This window comes from Leisingera aquaemixtae, from assembly GCF_019801145.1.
Taxonomy (GTDB): Bacteria; Pseudomonadota; Alphaproteobacteria; order Rhodobacterales; family Rhodobacteraceae; genus Leisingera; species Leisingera aquaemixtae_A.
Window position 1 is genome coordinate 43,708 of sequence record NZ_JAHVJQ010000013.1, and the last position, 20,430, is coordinate 64,137.

The window sequence follows — 20,430 nt, forward strand, 5'->3', positions numbered from 1 at the left end:
TCGCACAAATCGCTGCAGCCAGCGGTGTTTTTGGGATCAGGACAGGGCGGCATCGGGATGACAGCAGCAGAACAGGACAGGAATATTTCGTCGAGCTTTGCCAAGGGGCTGGCGGTTCTGGCGGTGTTTGATGCCGAGACTCCCAGCATGACTCTGGCCGAGATCGCCCGGCGCAGCGGCCAGGACCGCGCCACCGCCCGGCGCGGGGCGCTGACGCTGGTGCAGGCGGGGTACCTGCGCCAGGACGGGCGGATGCTGTCCCTGACCCCGCGGGTGCTGGTGCTGGCAGGCGGGTTTCTGCAGGCCAACCAGTTCGGCCGCCGGGTGCAGCCGGTCCTGAACCGCCATGCCCGGCAGATGCAGATCGAGGTGACGCTGGCGATGCTGGACCAGGGCCGGGTTCTGCTGCTGGCGCAATCCACGGTGGACCACGGCCATATCACCTATGGCTTCACCGCCGGCTCGCACATTCCGCTGGCGCATACCAGCCTGGGGCGGATGCTGCTGGCCGGGCTGCCGGAGGAAGAGGCCGCAGCGGTGCTGGCAGAGGCGGAGATCCCGCGCCATACCGGCCAATCCCTGACGGAGCCCGGCTCCATCCTGGAACGCGTCGCACAAGCGCGGCAGCAGGGTTACTGCCTGACGGACAGCGAGTTCGAGGCCGGAATCACCGGCTATGCGGTACCGGTGTCGCGGCCCGGCCAGACGCCGATCGTGGCGGGGTGCTCTGCCCCGCGGGGATCGCAGCCGGAGGCGGATGCCGAGCGGCTGCTGCGCGGCCTGCAACTGTGCGCCGCGGAGCTGCGCCAGGCGGAAGCGGTGGACCACTTGTAAGCTGCATCTTGCTTTGCACCGGGCCTGCGCTAGGCTGAAGCCAGTGATTTCCGCAGGAGCATTTTGATGATGAAACAGACTGCATTGGCCGCGGCCCTCTGCGCCGCGCTGACCCCGGCTGCAGGAGCGAAGGGCGTGGAAGGCAAGCAGGTCACTGTGCTGGGCCGCGACTGGGTGGTGGCCCCGGTCGAGGACGCCCCAGGCCGCTACAGCGCCACCCGGATGAACCTGGAGCATCTGGCGTTCCGCCCGCCCGCGGTGCTGACTGCGCGCCAGGCGGTGCGGGCCCTGCGCACCGCCACCGGCTGCAGCGTCAACCTGGACACGATGGTGCGCAGCATCACCGGCACCTACTACGCGCAGGTGATCTGCCGCAAATAGGGACGCGCCTGACGCATGCGCGGTTTTGCAGTGTTTTTCTGAAACATCCTCTTGGGAAATGTGATCATTTTCCCGGGAGCGACGGATTGAGCGGCGCCGGCGCGCCTGCCATAGATTGCGCATGAAACTTGCTATCAACGGATTCGGCCGCATCGGCCGCGCCATCCTGCGCCAGATTCTGACCACCCCGCGCGGAGACGGCATCGACGTGGTGCGGATCAATGATATAGCGCCTTTGGACATGTGCGCCTATCTGTTCCAGTACGACAGCACCTTTGGCCCCTTTGCCCATCCGGTAGAGCATGGCGGTGATGCGCTGCAGGTGATGGGCCGGTCCATTCCGGTCAGCCATGAGTCCGATCTGACCAAGGTGGACCTCAGCGGCGTTGACCTGGTGCTGGAATGCACCGGCATCGCCCGCACCTCTGACGTGGCAGAGCGCGGGCTGAAGGCGGGCGCCGCAAAGGTGCTAATCTCCGGCCCCTCCCCCGCCGCTGAGCTGACCGTTGTGCTGGGTGCAAATGAGGAAACGCTGGGCGATGCGCGGATTGTCTCCAATGCCTCCTGCACCACCAACGCGCTGACGCCGCTGGTCAAGCTGCTGGACGGCATCGCCGGCATCGACAGCGCCCATATGACCACCATTCACTGCTACACCAATTCGCAGCCGATGGTGGACGCACCGCGCGGTGATTTCGCCCGCTCGCGCGGCGGCGCGCAGTCGATGGTGCCGACCACCACTTCGGCGATGCATCTGATCGACGAGGTGCTGCCGCATCTGAAAGGGCGCGTGAGCGGTGCCGCGGTGCGGGTGCCGACGGCCAGCGTCTCTGCCATCGACATGGTGGCGCAGCTGAAAACGCCGATGAGCGAAGCCCGGTTCACCGCCGCCCTGCGCGAAGGGGTTGCGGCCTCGCAGGTACTGGGCTGGACCGATATGCCGCTGGTCTCCTCCGACCTGCGGGCGCGGCCCGAGTCGCTGGTGATTGCGGGGCCGGAAACCCGCATGGCCGGAGAGCAGCAGGTGCGGGTGTTCGGCTGGTACGACAACGAATGGGGCTTTTCGGCCCGGATGCTGGATGTGGCCCGGATGATGGCCGGATAGGCCCTGCGCCTGACCCTGACCGCTGCCCTCTCTGCAAGCCCGCCGCCGGCGGGCTTGGCTATTCCTGCGGGCGGCGCCCGTTGCCAGCCAGGCGCAGCCAGCGGAAGATCAGCGTCAGCAACAGCATGCAGACCGCCAGGCCGATCAGGTCGCCTGCGGCATAGACTGCCATCACCGGCAGCTGGTCGCCGGGAAAGATCAGGCCGGAGAACACCAGCGACTGCCCGGCGGAATTAATGACCGAAGCCAGGGCGCCAACGGCCAGCAGCCCGGTCCAGGACACCCGGCGCGACTGGCCCGCATAGAGGTTCCAGCCGAACAGCCAGGCAATCTCGAAGGCGGCAAAGGCCGCGGCCGCGCCAACCGCAATGGACTCCAGCAGCACCGGTTCCATCAGCTGGCGCACGCCTGCATCGGTGAACATCAGCTCCGACAGGAAGGCGCCTGCGGCTAGCGGCAGAACAGCCCGCCAGCCGAACAGCCAGACCGCCAGCACCCGCACCCCGTGCGGCAAGTAGACCAGGCTGGCAAAGACCGTCACTTCTGGCAGGAACAGGCCCTGCACAGGTGTGACCACCCAGGCGGTCAGCCCGTGGCAGATCACGTAAACCGCGGTAATCACCGCAAAACTTTGAAGGCCAGCCAACTGCTGAAAAACTCGCATCATACAGTCCCGTTTAAACGGGAGCGGCGAAACCTGCAATCATTGGAATGTATTGCTAAAGCGGCGCAGTCACTTTGCCGCAGGATCGAAACAGACCACGTAATGCTTGGCCTTGCTGCCGCCGGCCCGCTTGATCAGCCCCAGGTCCAGCAAGGATTTCAGGGTGCGGTGAAAGGTGGCCTGGGCGATCCCCTTGACCAGACGATGGCTGCGGATCTGCTCTGATTTCACCGCTTCACCCGGCGCTTCGGTCAGCGCATTGGCGGCCAGCAGCACGTCCCGCTCTGCCCGGCTCAGCCGGTCCAGCCCCATGTCGCGCTCCATCTGGTGGAGCATATCGCGAAGCTCAAAAATTGGTTTCAACCGGTCCAAAACCCATCTCCCGGATCATCAAATCTGCTGCCCCGGCAGGGCCAAGGCGAAATGATACCACGCAACTTTATCAAACTGACAATTATATGGACAGTAAAATCATGCGTGGTATCATCCCGGTCAGGCTGGCTGCTTTGTGAGTGGTGGCTGCGCCTGACGTTACTTATGTGCTTTGGTTAAACAGTGACAGCTCCGGCGGATGAATTCGCCGGAGCTGATTTAAACTAGTACATACTTTGCCAGCCTTTCCAATAGCCATTGCCCGCCGGATTTTCCCGGCTGGCCGATGCGCGGCAATCCGCCGCCGCGCGGCACCGGCGGAATGCCGCCGCTTTGCTGGTTCCATCCTGCAAATTTCCCGTGCTAGGCTTGCATCAAGCGCCGGATGCCTGCCGTGGTTCCGGGCCCGATATTTTAAGCCCGCTGCCGGGAGCAGACATGAATTTTTCCATCCGTCCAAACGGCTTGGCTTGTGCCATGGCCTTCAGCCTGATGGCGCTGCTGCCGCCTGCGGTATCCGCCGCCGAAGCGACGCTGCAGGCCCCCGGCGCGGACCCCACCCTTGCAGAGCGGCTGCGCGGTGCCTCTGCCTCGGTTGCCGCCAGCGGCGAGACCAATGTGCAAGAGTTGCTGGCCGCGGCGTTGTCGGATTACCGCACCCTAGTGCAGGTGCTGTATGACGCCGGGCATTTCTCGCCAGTGGTGAACATCCGCCTGGACGGGCAGGAAGCGGCGCAGATCCAGCCGCTGAACCCGCCGAAAAGCGTCCGCAAGGTGGAGATCACCGTAAAACCCGGCCCGCGGTTCGCCTTTGGCAAGGCTGAACTGGCGCCGTATCCGCAAAACAGCGATGTGGAGATTCCTGAAGGCTTTGCCACCGGCAAACCGGCTGGCACCGGGGTGATCCGAGATGCCGCCATTGCCGGCGTGCGGGCCTGGCGCCGCAGCGGCCATGCCAAGGCCGAGGTGGCGGATCAGAACATCACCGCCAATCACCTGCAGGCGCGGCTGGACGCGGAACTGCGGCTGGCTCCGGGACCGAAGCTGCGGTTCGGGCAGATGCGGATCACCGGCGACACCAGGGTGCGCAAGGGGGCCATCCGCCGCATTGCCGGCTTTCCGGAAGGCGAGGAATTCCACCCCGACCTGGTCTCCAAATCCGCCACCCGGCTGCGGCGCACCGGCACCTTTTCCTCTGTGGTGCTGCGCGAGGCGGAGCAGCCGAACCCGGACGGCACCCTCGATTTCGTGGCGCAGTTCGAGGACCTGCCGCCGCGCCGCCTGACCTTCGGCGCCGAGATCAGCTCCTCCGACGGGCTGGAGCTGTCGGGCAGCTGGATGCACCGCAACCTGTTCGGCAACGCCGAGAAGCTGCGGATCGAGGCCCGGCTCAGCGGCATCGGCAGCAGCAATGACATCGACGGCCGCATCGCGGTGCGGCTGGACCGGCCCGCCAAGCTGGGGCCGGATGACAGCATCTTCTATCTGGCAGAGGCGGAGCGGCTGGACGAAGAGCATTACACCGCCACCCGGGTCTTTGGCGCCATCGGCGCGCGGCGGACGTTTTCGGACACCTTCTTTGTGGAGGCCGCGCTGGGAGTATCCTCGACCCTGGCAGAGGACGTGTTCGGCAAGCGCCGCTTCAAATACGTGGCTGGCAGGTTCCGCGCCGAGTACGACGCCCGCGACAGCCGCGTGAATCCCGCCAGCGGTTATTTCCTGCAAGGCAGCGCATCGCCCTTCATCGGATTTGACGGCAGCGAGTCCGGCCTGCAGCTAAAGGGTGACGGGCGCACCTATTACGGGCTGGGCGCCGATGACCGGATCGTGCTGGCCGGGCGGCTGCAGCTCGGCTCCGTGGTCGGGCCATCGCTCAGCGAAATCTCCCCGACGCTACTGTTCTTCTCCGGCGGCGCGGGCACCGTGCGCGGGCATGAATACCAGTCGCTGGGCGTGCCCGCGGGCGGCGGCACCGCGGGCGGGCGCAGCTTTGCGGCCCTGTCCGCCGAGGTGCGGGGCAAGGTCACCGACAAGATCTCGCTGGTGGGCTTTTACGACCTTGGCTTTGTCGACGCGGACAGTTTCGTCTCCGGCTCCTCGTCGCGCCATGCCGGTGCCGGCATCGGCCTGCGCTATGACGTGGCAGGCATCGGCCCGATCCGGCTCGACCTCGCCTACCCGGTGGACGGCGGCAGCGAGGACGGGCTGCAATTCTATATCGGGATAGGACAGGCGTTTTGAGACAGCATCTTGCCTTTTTCCTAGCCGCTGGCCTGACGGCACTTCCAGCTGCGGCGCAAGAGACCGCCACGGAGGACGCCGGCGGGCTGCTGGTCGATTTCCTGGAGGACACCCTGTCCGGCGACAGCCGCTATATCAGCGTGTCGGGGCTGGAGGGGGCGTTTTCCTCGCAAGCCAAGATCAAGAAGATCACCGTGGCCGACGAGGAAGGCATCTGGCTGACCGTCGAAGGCGCGGTGCTGGACTGGAACCGGCTGGAGCTGTTGCGCGGGCGGTTCTCCGTCAATGAGCTGTCGGCGGAGCGCATCGAAGTGGCACGCGCGCCGGAGCCGCTGCCGCCGGACCCGGAGCTGCCAGAGGCGGAGACCACACCCTTTGCCCTGCCTGAACTGCCGGTGGCCATCGAACTCGGCCAGATCAAGGCAGCCCGGATCGAGCTGGGCGAGGCGCTGGCCGGCACCGCGGCAAGCCTGCGGGTCGAGGGTTCGCTGAAACTGGCGGACGGTGCGCTGGACACAAAGCTGGAAGCCGCGCGGCTGGACAAGCCCGGCGACCACCTGCGGCTGGAGGCGGGCTATGCCAATGAAACCCAGCAGATCACCCTCGACCTGTCGGCAGACGAAGCGCCAGGCGGGCTGATCTCCCGCGGCCTGGACCTGCCCGGCAACCCCGACCTGCAGCTGACCGCCAAGGGCAGCGGCCCGGTGACGGATTTCACCGCCGATATCACCTTCAGCACCAATGGCACCGAGCGGCTGGGCGGCCAGGTGGTGCTGGCGGCCCGGCCCCTGCCCCAGGACGCCGCGCTGGAGACGCCGCGCGACATCGGGTTTTCCGCCGACCTCGGCGGCAATATCGACGTGCTGCTGCCGCCGGTGCACCGGCCGTTCTTCGGCCCCGGCCTGCGGCTCAACGTGAAAGGGGTGCGGGAAGGCAGCGGCGCAATGACACTGGACACGCTGGTGCTGCACACCAACGCCCTGCGGATCACCGGCGCCGCGGCGCTAGATGCGGGCGGCAAGCTGGCTACCGCCAACCTGAAAACCGCAATCACCCCGCCCGCAGGCCAGGCCGCTGCCGCGCTGCCCTTTGGCGGCGGGCAGACCACCCTGGCCAAGGCGGACCTGCAGCTGCAGAAAACCCTTGAAGGCCGCTGGGTGCTGGACGGGGTTGTGAACCAGCTGAGCCATCCCGGCGCGCTGGTGGATACCGCCGGGATCTCCGGCCGCGGCACATTGGACCAGACCAGCGGCTTTAAGCTGGAAGGGCGGATCGCAGCAAGCCTCAGCGGTTTCCAGCCCCGTGATCCGGCGATGGCCAAGGCCACCGGCAACGAAATCCGCTTTGAAGGTACGCTCAGCACCGATGGGCCCGGCGCGCTGCACATCACGGACATGGAGCTGCGCGGCAGCGATTACCAGGCCGCGGGCGATGTGGCCTTCGACGGGCTGGAAGAGGGGCTGAAAGTCACCGCAGACCTGACGGCGGGCGCTGCGGATCTGGGCCGGTTTTCCGATCTGGCGGGCCGTCCGCTGGGCGGCGCGGTGCAGGCCGCGGTCAAGGGATCTTTCACCCCACTGACCGGCGGGTTTGACACTGATCTTTCGCTGCAGGCGCAGGATCTGTCGGCGGGCATTGCCCAGGCGGATGAGCTTTTGGCGGGCACAACCACGCTTGACCTCAAGGCCGCGCGGGATGAAAACGGCATTGCCATCGACCGGTTTGCGCTGGCGGGCAGTGCGCTGGAGGCCGAGGCGGCCGGCACGCTCAGCAACCAGTCCGGGCAGATGGACATCACTGCCCGGCTCACCCGGCTGGAGGTGCTGCTGCCGCAGGCGCCCGGCACGCTGGAGCTGGCCACCACCCTTGGCCGGGCCGGCGATACCTTCAGCGGCGTCGCGGAATTGAAGGGGCCGCACACCTCCAGCGCCAAGCTGGACGGGTCTGTCACGCTGGCAGGGGACGCCGACTTCACCTTTGCCGCCGCCTGGAATGAGCTGGAACGCTTCGTGCCGCAGCTGGCGGGCAGGCTGAGCGCCGAAGGCACGGCAGAGCGGCGCAACGGCGAGTGGCAGGTTGCCGGCACGGCCGCCGGCCCTGCCGGGATTGCGGTCGAGACCGAGGCCCGCTTTACCGAAAGCAACGGCAGCACCGATTTGCGCTTTGATGCGGTGATGGCAGAACTGCAGCAGCTGGTGCCCGACCTGCCCGGACGGCTGGCCGCCACCGGCACTGCCGCCCGGCGCGACGGGACCTGGACCGTGGACAGCACCGCCAGCGGCCCGGCGGGCATCGACAGCCGCATCGAAGGCAGCTGGAACGAAGCCGAGGGCACCGCCGACGTGACCGCCAGGGGCACCCTGCGGCTGGAGGGGCTCAATCCCTTTCTCTCGCCCAACCTGATGCAGGGGCCCGCGAATTTCGACATGGCCTTGCGCGGGGTCCCGGCACTGGACGGGGTCAGCGGCACCATCTCGGTCCCCGGCGCCTCGCTGGCGATTCCGGCGGCCGCCCAGCGGGTGGATGACATCAACGCCACGGTTTCCATCGCCAGCTCCAGCGCCCAACTGCAGCTTTCCGCCCGCCCGCGCGACGGCGGCACGGTGCGGATCAGCGGCCCGGTGGGGCTGCTGCCGCCGTTCAACGGCAACCTGCAGATTGCCATCGGCGATGTGGTGGTCACCGACCACCTGTCCTACGAAACCCTGCTGAACGGCAGCCTGGCAATGTCCGGCGCCATGGCCGGCGACAAAAAGCTGGCCGGCCGGATCAATGTCGGTGAGACGAATATCAACCTGAACACAGCGGGCGGCTCGGTCTCTTCCGCACCGATCCCGCCGGTCCGCCACGCCGGCGCGCCGCGCGAGGTGCGCCAGACCCTGGCCCGTGCCGGGCTGACCGGCAACAACGGCGGCGGCGGCGGCGGCTCCGGCAGGACGGCGCTGGACATCCTGATCGACGCGCCGTCCAGGATCTTTGCCCGCGGCCGCGGCCTGCGCGCAGAGCTGGGCGGCCAGATCCGCGTGCGCGGGTCCACCGCGAGCCCCTCGCCCTCCGGCCAGATCAGCCTGATCCGCGGCACCTTCGACATCCTGGGCCGGCGGCTGGAGCTAGATGAGGGACGGATCACCCTTTTGGGCGACCTGAAACCCTATCTGGAGTTCAAATCCACTGCCGCCACCGGCCAGGGCACGGCGACGCTGGAAATTTCCGGCCGGGTCGACGCGCCGGAGATCAAGGTGACCTCGGACCCGCCGCGGCCCAGCGAGGAAGCCCTGGCGCTGCTGCTGTTCGGCGACAACATCGGCGACCTGTCGCCGCTGGCGCTGGCCCGGCTTGCAGGCTCGGCCCTGACCCTCAGCGGCCGCGGCGGCGGCGCCCAAAGCAAGGTGCGCCAGGCCACCGGCGCCGATACCGTCGATATCGGCACCGACAACCTGGGCACCGGGCAGCTGGGGCTGGGCGGTTATGTGGCGGAAAACGTCTACACCGATTTCAACGTCAACACCCAGGGCGACAGCGAGCTGAGCATCAACCTGGATATCACCAAGAGCCTGACGGTTCAGGGAACGGTGGACAGCGAGGGGGAAACCGGGCTGGGCCTGTTCTTCAAGCGCGATTACTGACCGGCCCGGCTTGTGCAGGCAGGACTTGCGGCTGGCGCAATAAGCCGCCAAGCTGCCTGCAGAAATCCGGGCAACCACAGATCAGGGGAACGGTGGGCAGATCAATCACCCGAAGGCTGGCAGACCGCGCCAGCCGCGCAGCACACCGCGCCAGATTCCGCGCCTCGCTGCGCCATCTGCACGGGCCTGCGCGCCGCTTTGCCGCGCCGGACCAGGTGGTGCTGATTGCCCTGGTGCGTGACGGCACCTATTACCTCGACGCGTTTTTCGACCACTACCGGCGGCTGGGGGTCTCGGCCTTCGTGTTCTTCGACAACGGCTCTGCCGACGGCACAATCGAGCGCATCCGGCAGGAGCCGGGCACTGCGGTGCTGCAGTCCCCCCTGCCCTGGCTGGAGTTTGAGAACACCTTCCGCGCCTACGCCGCAGACCGTTACGGACAGGACCGCTGGTGCCTGTTTGCCGACATGGATGAGCTGTTTGATTTCGAAGGCAGCGAAACCGCCGGCCTGGCCGGGCTGACCCGCTACCTGACGCAGCAGGGCTATACTGCCTTGCAAGCCGAGATGCTGGAAATGTTCCCCAAGGGGCCGCTGTCCGCGGCTACCGGGCTTTCCTATGCCGAAGCGGTGCGCAGCTTCCGCTTTTCCGACATCAGCGCAGTGCGGGCGGCCGATTACACGTCTGAAGACACCGGCTTTGCCTATTACCTGCGCCAGAACAGCCTGCCGCCCGGCGGCGCGCAGATGCTGTTCGGCGGCGTGCGCGGCAAGGTGTTTGGCGAAAACTGCTGCCTCAGCAAGCACCCGCTGGTGTTCAACGGTCCGGGGGTGCAAGCGGCGGTGCATCCGCATGCCTCAGCCGGGGTGCGGGTCGCGGACATGGAAGGGCTGATCCGCCATTACAAATTCGCCGGCGACAGCCTGGCGCGGGATCTGCAGATCCAGGCGGAAGCGGTATCGGAGCACGGCGAGGACCGCCGGCGCAGCAACGCGATGCGGGCGCGGCCGGACCTCAGCCTGTGGTCCGAGGACGCTGTTGAAGATGCAGGTATGGCAGAGCTGCAGCACCGGGGCTTTCTGCGCCCGTCGCCGCAGTACCGTGCCTATCTTGCCGGGGACGCCGCATGAGTGCCCCTCCCATCGCCGCCGTGGTCATCGGCCGCAACGAAGGGGAGCGGCTGATCCGCTGCCTGCGCTCCTTGCAAGGCCAGGTGCAGCAGCTGGTCTATGTCGACAGCGGGTCAAGCGACGGATCGGCAGCGGCGGCGCGGGATCTGGGCGCCACGGTGGTGAATTTGGACCTCAGCCAGCGGTTCACCGCCGCCCGCGCCCGCAACGCCGGGCTGGCTGTGCTGGAGAACGGGATCGAGTTTGTGCAATTCGTGGATGGCGACTGCGAGGTGGACCCGGACTGGATCGCCACCGCCGCGGATTTCATGCAGGCACATCCCAAGGCCGCGGTGGCCTGCGGGCGGCGGCGGGAGCGGTTTCCTGAGGTGTCGGTCTACAACCGGCTGTGCGATGCGGAATGGGACACGCCCGTTGGCGAGGCCAAGGCCTGCGGCGGTGACGCGCTGATGCGGGTGGTGGCGGTCTATACCGCTGGCGGCTACCGCGAGGGGCTGATCGCCGGAGAGGAGCCGGAACTGTGCCTGCGCCTGCGTCGAGCGGGCTGGCAGATCTGGCGGCTGGAGGCAGAGATGACCCTGCATGACGCGCAGATTCTGCGTTTCGGCCAATGGTGGAACCGCAGCCGCCGCGCAGGCCATGCCTTTGCCGAAGGCGCGGCGCTGCATGGGGCGGGGGTGGAGCGCCACTGGGTAGCGGAGACCCGCCGCGCCCTGCTGTGGGGCGCCGCCCTGCCTGTCGCCATTGCGCTGGCAGCCCTGGCACATCCCTTGCTGATGCTCGCGTCGCTCATCTACCCGGCCCAGGTACTGCGGCTGTCCCGCCGCATGGGATTTGAACGGGCGCTGTTTTCGGTGCTTGGGAAATTTGCCGAGGCCGCGGGCGCGCTGGAGTTTTACTGGCACCGCTGGCGCGGCAGCGCGCGCGGCATATTGGAATACAAGTAGCCCGCCGTCAGCGGTCCCGGATACGCCAGGCTGCGAGGGTATGCCCGGGCAGGATCGCTATACATTTCAAGTAGCGCGGCAGCAGACGGCCGGGACTGGACAGAGCCCGCCACAGCCATTCCATCGCAATGGCCCGGACCCAGGACGGGGCGCGCTTCTGGTGGCCGCCGAGAAAATCCAGCCCGGCCCCGACAGAGGCAAAGCCGGCCGCAGGCGCCAGCTTGCGCCCGCGCTGGGCAAATTGCTCCTGCTTGGGGGCGCCCAGCGCCAGGAAACACAGGCAGGGGCCGGTTTCGTCCAGCCGGTGCAGGATCTGGTCCGCCTCTCCTCCTTCGGGGTCAAAGCGGCCCGAGGGGGCATGGATCCAGGCGATCTTCAAACCCGGCACCGCTGCTGTCAGAGCGGCCTCAGCATCCTTAAGCGCTTCCTCTGTGCTGCCCGCCAGCACCAACGGCACCCCGGCCTCAGCCGCTAGGCGGGACAGCGGCAGCACCATGTCGGAGCCCGGCATCAGCTCCACCGGGCGGCGGGCAAGGCGTGACAGCCAAACAATAGGGCGCCCGTCCGCCACCACCAGGTCCTGCGCCTGATAGGCAGACAGGAACGCCGCCGACGCTTCCATCTTGACCAGGTGATCCAGGTTCAGCGTCGCCAGCGCAAAGCCCTGCCCCGCGCTGAAGCGGGCGCTGATTTCAGCCTCCAGCCGGGCGCGGGCGGGTGTGTTCACCGCAATCCGGCGGCCTTGGCATTCGAAATACATGTGGCTCCCCGGTTGCGTTCCGCCCCGTGATACCGCCGCCGGTGCCGCCAGGCCAGCCCGCCGGACGCGGCGCCCCTGCTGGCGTGGCAAAGCTGCACACCGTTAACCCGTTGTTGCAAATCCGCGCGACAGCGCCGCGCGCAACAGGTAAAGTTTGACGCAAATACCGGGGAATTGAGGGAGCACGGGGCTTTGCCCAACGCTTTGGCCTATCTGATGCTGCTGGCCTGGCCGCTGGCCAGCCTGATCCTGTTCCGGCGCCTGCCGCTGGAGCGGGCGATCCTGTGGTGCATCATTGCGGGCTACCTGCTGCTGCCGCCGCTGGCCGAGTTCGACCTGCCGCTGGTGCCGGACATGGACAAGTTCGCGATCCCCTCGGTGATGGCCTTTGTGCTGTGTGCCTTCCTGCTGCGCAGGCCGGTGCCGCTGCTGCCGCGCCATCCCGCAGTGCGGGTGCTGGTGCTGTTGTTCGTGTTCGGGGTCATCCCCACCGTGCTGACCAATGGCGAGCCGATCCTGTTCCGCCAAATCGCCAATTCCGACCCGATCATCTTTCTGACCGATCAGCTGCCGGGGCTGCGCTGGCGCGACCTGGGCTCGGTGATCATCAACCAGGTGATCGTGCTGATCCCCTTCCTGCTGGCGCGCCGTTACCTGTCCACCCCCGAGGCCCAGCGCGAACTGCTGCTGGCGCTGATGATCGGCGCGCTGGCCTATACCGTCCCGTCGCTGATCGAGATCCGCTTCAGCCCGCAGATCAATGTCTGGATCTACGGCTTTTTCCAGCATGATTTCAGCCAGATGATCCGCCAGGGCGGCTTCCGCCCCATCGTGTTCCTGCCGCATGCGCTGTGGCTGGCCTTTTTCATGATGTCGGCGCTGCTGGCAGCCACCGCGCTGGCCCGCACCGCCGCAGGCGGGGCGCGCATCCGGCTGGCGCTGGCCGCGGCCTACCTGTTTGCGGTGCTGGTGCTGTGCAAGAGCCTCGCCTCGCTGGCTTATGCGCTGGCCTTTGTGCCGGTGGTGGCGCTGGCGCCCGTGCGCTGGCAGCTGCGCACGGCCCTGCTGCTGGCACTGATCGCAGTGGTCTACCCGATGCTGCGCAACACCGGGCTGGTGCCGACAGAGGAGCTGGTGGCTCAGGCAAGCACCATCAGCGCCGAGCGGGCGCATTCGCTGAACTACCGCTTTGAGAACGAGGCGCAGCTGTTGGCCCGCGCTGCTGAAAAGCCCTGGTTCGGATGGGGCGGCTGGGGCCGCAACCTGGTGCGGCACGCGGAAACCGGGCAGATCCTGTCGATCCCGGACGGCCGCTGGATCATCGTCTTCGGCACCTTCGGCTGGCTGGGCTATATCGCCGAGATGGGCCTTCTGGCGGCGCCGCTGGTGCTGCTGGCCTATGCTGCCGGCCGTGCGCCGCGCGGCAGCCTGTCGCCCTATGCCGCTCCGATTGCGCTGATCCTGGCCGCCACCATGATGGACATGCTGCTGAATGCCACTCTGATTCCAATCACCTGGATGTGCGCCGGATCGGTGCTGGGCTACGCCGAACGGCTGCTTTATCCGGACTTGTTCCGCGCAAAACCGGCACTATTTGGCGGGACGCAGGCGCTGATGCCTGACACCGCCGGGCCAGAGCGGCGCAGCATCTTGTGATGCCGCAATCTTTCCGCTTTTCCGGCCGAAATTGACACAATGCGTCCTTAGGACAGCCGCATGGATTGACGAAAGTAAATTTGAGTTCACCCGGCCCCGCGGAACAGATGGGGATCCATGCCGCCAGGCCGGGCCAACCGCCGGGGAGAACCCTGGCAGCCGAAAATACACCTGTCCGGCAGGCCCTGCCAATTTCGCTAAGCGGACTGGCTGCGGCGTGCCGGGCTGTTTGCGAAAGGCCAGTGGGGTCAGATATTGACGATGCAGGATCGGACATCCGCAGCGGGGGGCGCTGCCGCGAGCAAATCAGCCGGCGACATTGCAATTGTCGGGCTGTCGGTAACGGTTCCGGGCGCTGCTTCTGCCGAAGCGTTCTGGCAGAACCTGCGCGCAGGCATCGAATCCATCGAGGTTCTGGACCGCGAGGCGCTGCTGGCAAATGGCGAACGCGCCTCTGTGCTGGCCGACCCGAACTATGTGCCCGCATCCGCCCGGCTGCAGGGATTTGACGTGTTTGATGCCGAGTTCTTCGGCTTCAGCCCCAAGGAAGCGGCGATCCTCGACCCACAGCACCGCAAGTTCCTGGAGGTTGCCTGGGGCGCGATGGAAAACGCAGGCCACCCGCCGGAAAGCATAAATGGCCCCATCGGCGTCTACGCGGGCTGCGGCATGGGCAGCTATTTCTACTTCAACATCTGTTCCAATCCTGCGCTGGTCGATGACGTGGGCATGTTCCTGCTGCGCCATACCGGCAACGACAAGGATTTCCTGTCGACCCGCGTCAGCCATGTGTTCGATCTGCATGGGCCGTCGGTCAACGTGCAGACCGCCTGCTCCACCTCGCTGGTGGCGGTCCATTACGCCTGTAGAGCCCTGCGCGAAGGCGAGTGCGATTTGGCGCTGGCGGGCGGTGTCACCATCGAGCTGCCGCAGGGGCGCGGCTACCTCTACAAGGAAAACGAGATCCTCTCCCCCGACGGCCATTGCCACGCCTTCGACCATAGGGCGCAGGGCACTGTGTTTGGATCCGGCGCAGGCGCCGTGGCGCTCAGGCGGCTGGAGGATGCGATAGCCGACGGCGACCACATCTGGGCCGTCATCAAGGGCTCTGCGATCAACAACGACGGCGCCGACAAGGCGGGCTATCTCGCTCCTTCCGTCGGCGGCCAGTCGGCAGCGGTGCAAAAGGCACTGGCGGCCGCAGGCACCCCGGCGGAGACCATCGACTATGTGGAATGCCACGGCACCGGCACCTATCTGGGCGACCCGATTGAGGTTTCCGCCCTGACCGATGCCTACCGCACCACCACGCAGGACACCGGGTTTTGCCGCATCGGTTCGGTCAAGAGCAACATCGGCCATCTGGACACCGCGGCCGGCGTTGCCAGCCTGACCAAGACCGCGCTGGCGCTGCACCACAAGGAAATCCCGCCCTCACTGGGGTTTGAGGCGCCGAACCCGGCGATTGACTTCGAAACCTCGCCGTTCCGCGTGAACGCCGCCCTCACCCCGTGGACACCGCACAAGGGGCCGCGCCGTGCCGGCATCAACTCGCTGGGGGTCGGCGGCACCAATGCGCATGTGATCCTGGAAGAGGCCCCCGAACGGGCGCCGTCCGAGGAAAGCGATTTCCCGTTCCAGATCCTCTGCGTCTCAGGCCAGTCCAAGGCGGCGCTGGAGGCCAACAGCCAGGCCCTTGCGGACTATCTGAAAGCCAACCCCGAGGCCGATCTGGCCGACGTCGCTTACACCCTCAAAGAAGGCCGCCGCGGCTTTGCCAAGCGGCGGGTACTGGTGGCGGAGACAGCTGCCGAAGCCATTGACCTGATTGAAGAAAACGATCCCCGCAAGGTATTCACTCATGACCGCCTCGGCGGCAGCCCTGAGGTGGTGTTCATGTTCCCCGGCGGCGGCGCGCAATACGCGGGCATGGCGCGTGACCTGTATGAGACCGAGCCGGTCTTTGCCGAGTGGATGGACCGCGGGCTGGAGCACCTGCAAAAGAGCCTCGACTACGACATCCGCGCGATCTGGCTGCCGGAAGAGGGTGGAGACGACGCTGCCAATGCCAAGCTCCAGCAGCCCTCTGTGCAGCTGCCGCTGATCATGATCGTCGAATACGCGCTGGCGCAGCTGTGGATCAGCTGGGGCGTGAAACCCGCCGCGCTGGTCGGCCACTCGATGGGCGAAAACACCGCCGCCTGCCTGGCCGGTGTTATCTCCTTTGAGGACTGCATCGATCTGGTCCTCTTGCGCGGGCGGCTGTTCGACACCGTGCCTGCGGGCGGCATGCTTTCGATTGCCCTGCCCCTGGCCGAGGTTGAGGCCATCATCGGTGAAGACCTGGACATCGCCAGCGTGAACGCGCCTGCGCTCACCGCCGTCTCCGGCCCGCAAGAGGCGCTGGACCGCCTTTCCGCGGTCCTGGCCGCCCGCGAGGTCGAACACCAGCGCATTCAGATCGACATTGCCGCCCATTCCCGAATGCTGGACGGCATCCTGCAGAAGTATGGCGATTTCATCCGCTCCCTGAAGCTGTCGGCCCCCAAACTGCCGGTGATCTCCAACCGCACCGGCACGGCCTTGACCGCTGAACAGGCCACCGATGCCGAATACTGGGTCGGCCAGCTGCGCAACACCGTGCGCTTTGCCGATTGCATCGGCACCCTCGCCAAGACCCCGGACCGGGTGTTCCTGGAGGTCGGCCCCGGCAAGGCACTGAGCGCGTTGGCGCAAATGTCGCCCGCGGTGAAGCCCGGCCAAGTGCTCAGCTCCCTGCGGCACCCGGATCAGCAGGTGATGGATGACAGCTACTTCTTCGGCGTCATAGGCCGGCTCTGGGCCTGCGGGGTGGAGGCTGACTGGGAACAGATCTGGGGCGAGGCGCGCCGCAACCGCTTGCCGCTGCCGGGCTACGCCTTTCAGCGCAGCCGCTATTTCATCGAGCCCGGCAAACCTGCTGCCGCGGAAGAGGCCGAGACCCCTGCCCGCCATGAGGACCTGAGCAACTGGGGCTACCGCCCCGCCTGGCGCCCGCGGCTGGCCGATTGTGCGCTGGACGTGACGCAAGAGCTGAATCAGGAGCCGCATACCTGGCTGATCTTCGAGGATGACTGCGGCCGCGCCGCCCAAGTGGCCGAGCGCCTGGAGGCCGCGGGCCACAGCGTCGCGCGGGTCTGCGCAGGCGACACCTATGCTCAGCTTGCGCCCAACGCCTATGTGCTGCCGCCGGAACAGGGCCGCGCGGCCTATGGCGCGCTGCTGGCTGATCTGGCAGAGGCCGGGCTGCTGCCGGACCGCATCGCGCATTTCTGGCTGGTGACGGAACAGGAGAGCTTCCGCCCCGGCTCCTCCTTCTTTGACCGCAATCTGGAGATGGGCTTCCATTCCCTGACCGCGCTGGCGCAGGAACTTGGCAATGCCGACCTGCCCGCTCCTGCGCATCTTACGGTCTTTACCACCGGCGCCGCGCAGGTGCGCGGCGAGGCGCTGCCCTACCCGGAAAAGGCCATGATCGCAGGCCCCCTGGGCGTCATCCCGCGGGAGCTGCCGGGGCTGACCTGCGCTGCCGTGGACATCGAACTGCCGCAGGCGCCGCGCGGTCTCTTTGCCCGCCTCAATCCCGAGCAGGCCGATATCACCTGCCGCCTGCTGGAAGAGCTGATGGCCGATCCCGCCAGCACTTCAGCCGCCTGGCGCGGGGAGAAACGGTTCGAGCTCAGCTGGCGCCCGCAGCCGCTGCCTGAGCCGGAAACCCCGCCCTTCAAACAGGGCGGCCATTACATGATCACCGGCGGCTATGGCGGCATCGGCCTGACCATCGCGGGCCATCTGATGCGCTATTATGACGCCAGGGTGTCGCTGATCTCCCGCGGCGGCTTGCCGCCGCGCGCGGCCTGGGAGCGTTATCTGGCCAGCCACAGCCCGGCGAACCGCACCGCCCAGCGCATCCGCGCTGTCATGGCGCTGGAGGCGGATGGCAAGGGCCAGGTGCTGCCGCTGGCTGCCGATGTCTGCAACAGCGGCGACTTGCGCAAGGCGCGCGCGCAGGCCGAGGACGCCTTCGGTCCCGTCACCGGCGTGATCCACGGCGCCGGTGTCATCAATGACGGCCCGCTGCTGGCCAAGGACGAGGACCAGATCGCCCAGGTCCTGGCACCCAAGGTCAGCGGCCTGCGCGCGCTCGACGCGGTGTTCCCCGACGGCAGCCTGGAACTGATGGTGCTGTTCTCCTCCTCCTCAACCGTGACCCGGCCCGCGGGCCAGGTGGATTACATCGCCGCCAACGAATACCTCAATGCCTGGGCCAAGCACCGCGCGGGCGGCCGGACCCAGGTGATTGCCGTGGACTGGGGCGTCTGGGCGGACACCGGCATGGCCGCCGACGCCATGGCCAGCCGCAACGCAAACGCGGGTGCCAGCACGCCCGAGCCCTGCCCGCAGCCGCTGCTGCAGCAGCAGGGCTATGACGCGTCCGGCAACCGCATCTTCACCCCCCGTTTCAGCACCGCAGACTGGCTGCTGGATGAGCACCGGACCAAGGATGGCACCGCCCTGGTGCCCGGCACCGGCTATATCGAGATGGCCGCCGAGGCGCTGGCGGCAACCGGCGCCGACGGCCCGTTCGAAATCCGCGGCCTCTATTTCCTGCGCCCTCTGATTGCGGACGAAAACAGCCCGCGCGATGCGCTGATTAAGCTCGAAGCTAATGAAAATGGTTATGAACTCTTTGTTTACTCGAAGTTTACAAATGGTTACCGTCTGAACTGTCAGGCTATGCTGGCCTTTGCGGCGGCGGCAGAACGCCCCGTCGCGCTCAACCTCCAGAAGATTTTCACCCAATGCCCGGAGGAGCAGGTGCCTGAAGACGGGCGCCTGCGTTCCCCGCAGGAGGCGCATCTGAATTTCGGGCCGCGCTGGCAGGTGCTGGACCGCGCCGCGCTTGGCGATGGCGAGGGGGTGGCGTCGCTGTCGCTGCCAGAAGCTGCGGCGCAGGACGGCTGCCTGCTGCACCCCGGCCTGCTGGACCTGGCCACCGGCTGGGCCATGAAGCTGATCCCCGGATACGAGGGCAAGGCGCTTTGGGTGCCGGTGTCCTATGGCACCATCCGGGTATTTGCGCCGCTGACCCGATCCATCTTCAGCCATGTGCGCCTGTCCGGCACCCCGGACAGCGCCTCCGCGGCGTTCGACGTCACCCTGACGGACCCGGACGGTACCGTGCTGGTGGAGATCGAGGGCTTCCGGATGCAGCGCCTGGCCGGCGGGTTCGACGCCGCCGGGGAACCGGGCAAAGCGGACGCGACCGCGGCCCAGCTGGGCCTGGAGCCTGCCGCCGGCCCGCAGCCGCTGTCGCCGGAGGAACGCCGCCTGCAGCTGAACATCTCAAACGGCATCAAGGCCAGCGAGGGTGGCGCGGCGCTGGCCCGCGCCCTAGGGACCGGCCTGCCGCAGGTGGTGGTCTCCTCGCTCGACCTGCCCGCGCTGATCGCGCAGGCGGATCAAAGCGCACCTGCCCAGGCAGAGGCGCAGACGTTTGACCGGCCGCAGCTCGACACCGATTACGTGGCACCGCGCAACCCGGTGGAGGAACAGCTGGCCGCGCTGTTTGCCTCCCTCCTCGGTGTCCGCCAGGTGGGGATCGAGGACAGCTTCTTTGACCTCGGCGGCCATTCCCTGATTGCAGTGCGGCTGTTTGCCCAGGTGAAACGCGCCTTTGATGTGGAATTCCCGCTGTCGGTGCTGTTCGAGGCCCCCAGCGCCGCCGCACTGGCCGAACGGATCATCGAACGCACCGGCGGCGGCGTTGCGGCAGAGCCGGGGGACACCCCGCAGACGGCGGAGGAACAGCCGAAATTCACCCACCTGGTGCAGCTGCACCCCGGCGACGGCACCGGACGGCGGCCCTTCTTCCTGGTTGCGGGCATGTTCGGCAACGTGCTGAACCTGCGGCACCTGGCGCTTTTGGTGGGCAAGGACCGCCCGGTTTATGGCCTGCAGGCCAAGGGGCTGGTGGGCGGCGATGCGCCGCACGGCCGCATCAGCGATGCCGCCCGCAGCTGCCTGAGCGAAATCCGCCAGGTCCAGCCCGACGGCCCCTATCTGCTTGGCGGTTTCTCCGGCGGCGGCATCACTGCCTATGAGATGGCGCAACAGCTGAAGGACCAGGGCCAGGACACCGCGGCGCTGATCCTGCTGGACACCCCGCTGCCGGTGCGCCCGGCCCTGAACCGGCAGGACAAGGCGCTGATCAAGCTGGCAGAGCTGCGCTGCAAAGGGATAGGCTACCTTGGCGAATGGGCCAGGAACCGCATTGCCTGGGAGCTCGGGAAACGCCGCGCCAAACCCGCGGAAACCGGCGCCCTGCCGGAGTTCAACAACCGCAAGATCGAACTGGCCTTCCGCGCCGCGGTCGCGGCCTATGCCCTTAGACCCTGGGACGGCCCGCTGACCCTGTTCCGCCCGCCGCTGGACCGCAAATGGCAGGTGAGCGGCGACAATTGGGTCAGCGGCGAACGCGAGTATGTGTTCCACGACAACGACTGGACCCGATGGGCGCCCGCCGTCGAGGTGGAAGAGGTGCCGGGCGACCATGACAGCATGGTGCTGGTGCCGAACGTCAGCGTGCTGGCGGCAGGCGTCAAGGCGCGGCTGGACGCCGCCGACCGGGCGGCGGCCTCCGGCCCATCGCGCACCGTCCAGGCGGCGGAGTGA

General features: G+C 67.1%; 12 protein-coding genes. 9 read left to right on the forward strand and 3 right to left on the reverse strand.

What is annotated here, in order from left to right:
- The first annotated feature begins 57 nt into the window (after positions 1 to 57).
- The 3 genes from KUW17_RS21105 (at position 58) to KUW17_RS21115 (ending at position 2,320) form a co-directional block, all read left to right on the forward strand.
- A complete protein-coding gene (locus KUW17_RS21105) occupies positions 58 to 834 on the forward strand; it encodes an IclR family transcriptional regulator C-terminal domain-containing protein (protein WP_222482287.1) in 777 nt (258 codons plus the stop codon).
- Positions 835 to 900: 66 nt separating this feature from the next.
- A complete protein-coding gene (locus tag KUW17_RS21110) occupies positions 901 to 1,215 on the forward strand; it encodes a hypothetical protein (RefSeq protein ID WP_222482288.1) in 315 nt (104 codons plus the stop codon).
- A 121-nt stretch (positions 1,216 to 1,336) separates the two neighbouring features.
- Positions 1,337 to 2,320, forward strand: coding sequence for a type I glyceraldehyde-3-phosphate dehydrogenase (locus KUW17_RS21115; RefSeq protein WP_222482289.1), 984 nt, complete (start codon positions 1,337 to 1,339; stop codon positions 2,318 to 2,320).
- 58 nt (positions 2,321 to 2,378) lie between these two features.
- Here the strand turns inward: KUW17_RS21115 and KUW17_RS21120 are convergent, their stop codons facing one another.
- Both KUW17_RS21120 and KUW17_RS21125 read right to left on the reverse strand, forming a co-directional pair.
- Entirely contained in the window at positions 2,379 to 2,966 is a 588-nt protein-coding gene (locus tag KUW17_RS21120) for a hypothetical protein (RefSeq protein ID WP_409996788.1), read from the reverse strand.
- An 87-nt stretch (positions 2,967 to 3,053) separates the two neighbouring features.
- Positions 3,054 to 3,320 (reverse strand): hypothetical protein, encoded by a 267-nt coding sequence (locus KUW17_RS21125; protein ID WP_226430876.1) that lies wholly within the window; start codon positions 3,318 to 3,320, stop codon positions 3,054 to 3,056.
- Positions 3,321 to 3,794: 474 nt separating this feature from the next.
- On the opposite strand from KUW17_RS21125, the gene KUW17_RS21130 reads away from it, so the two are divergent.
- From KUW17_RS21130 to KUW17_RS21145, 4 genes are all read left to right on the forward strand, one after another.
- Positions 3,795 to 5,597 (forward strand): autotransporter assembly complex protein TamA, encoded by a 1,803-nt coding sequence (locus tag KUW17_RS21130; protein WP_222482292.1) that lies wholly within the window; start codon positions 3,795 to 3,797, stop codon positions 5,595 to 5,597.
- On the forward strand, positions 5,594 to 9,223 hold the full coding sequence (locus KUW17_RS21135) for a translocation/assembly module TamB domain-containing protein (protein WP_222482293.1): 3,630 nt from the start codon (positions 5,594 to 5,596) through the stop codon (positions 9,221 to 9,223). The genes KUW17_RS21130 and KUW17_RS21135 overlap by 4 nt, the downstream gene beginning before the upstream one ends.
- A gap of 92 nt (positions 9,224 to 9,315) precedes the next feature.
- Positions 9,316 to 10,353: a glycosyltransferase family 2 protein gene (locus KUW17_RS21140; protein WP_315899416.1), complete on the forward strand. Its 1,038-nt coding sequence runs from the start codon at positions 9,316 to 9,318 to the stop codon at positions 10,351 to 10,353.
- Entirely contained in the window at positions 10,350 to 11,300 is a 951-nt protein-coding gene (locus KUW17_RS21145) for a glycosyltransferase family 2 protein (RefSeq protein ID WP_222482294.1), read from the forward strand. Before KUW17_RS21140 ends, KUW17_RS21145 begins: the two co-directional genes overlap by 4 nt.
- 7 nt (positions 11,301 to 11,307) lie before the next feature.
- On the opposite strand, the gene KUW17_RS21150 is transcribed toward KUW17_RS21145, so the two are convergent.
- Complete coding sequence (locus KUW17_RS21150) at positions 11,308 to 12,060, reverse strand: WecB/TagA/CpsF family glycosyltransferase (RefSeq protein ID WP_222482295.1); 753 nt, start codon at positions 12,058 to 12,060, stop codon at positions 11,308 to 11,310.
- A 192-nt stretch (positions 12,061 to 12,252) separates the two neighbouring features.
- Here KUW17_RS21150 and KUW17_RS21155 point away from each other — a divergent pair, with 192 nt between their 5' ends.
- Positions 12,253 to 13,716 (forward strand): hypothetical protein, encoded by a 1,464-nt coding sequence (locus KUW17_RS21155; RefSeq protein WP_222482296.1) that lies wholly within the window; start codon positions 12,253 to 12,255, stop codon positions 13,714 to 13,716.
- Positions 13,717 to 13,977: 261 nt separating this feature from the next.
- Positions 13,978 to 20,430, forward strand: a complete 6,453-nt coding sequence (locus tag KUW17_RS21160) for a type I polyketide synthase (protein ID WP_222482297.1) — start codon at positions 13,978 to 13,980, stop codon at positions 20,428 to 20,430.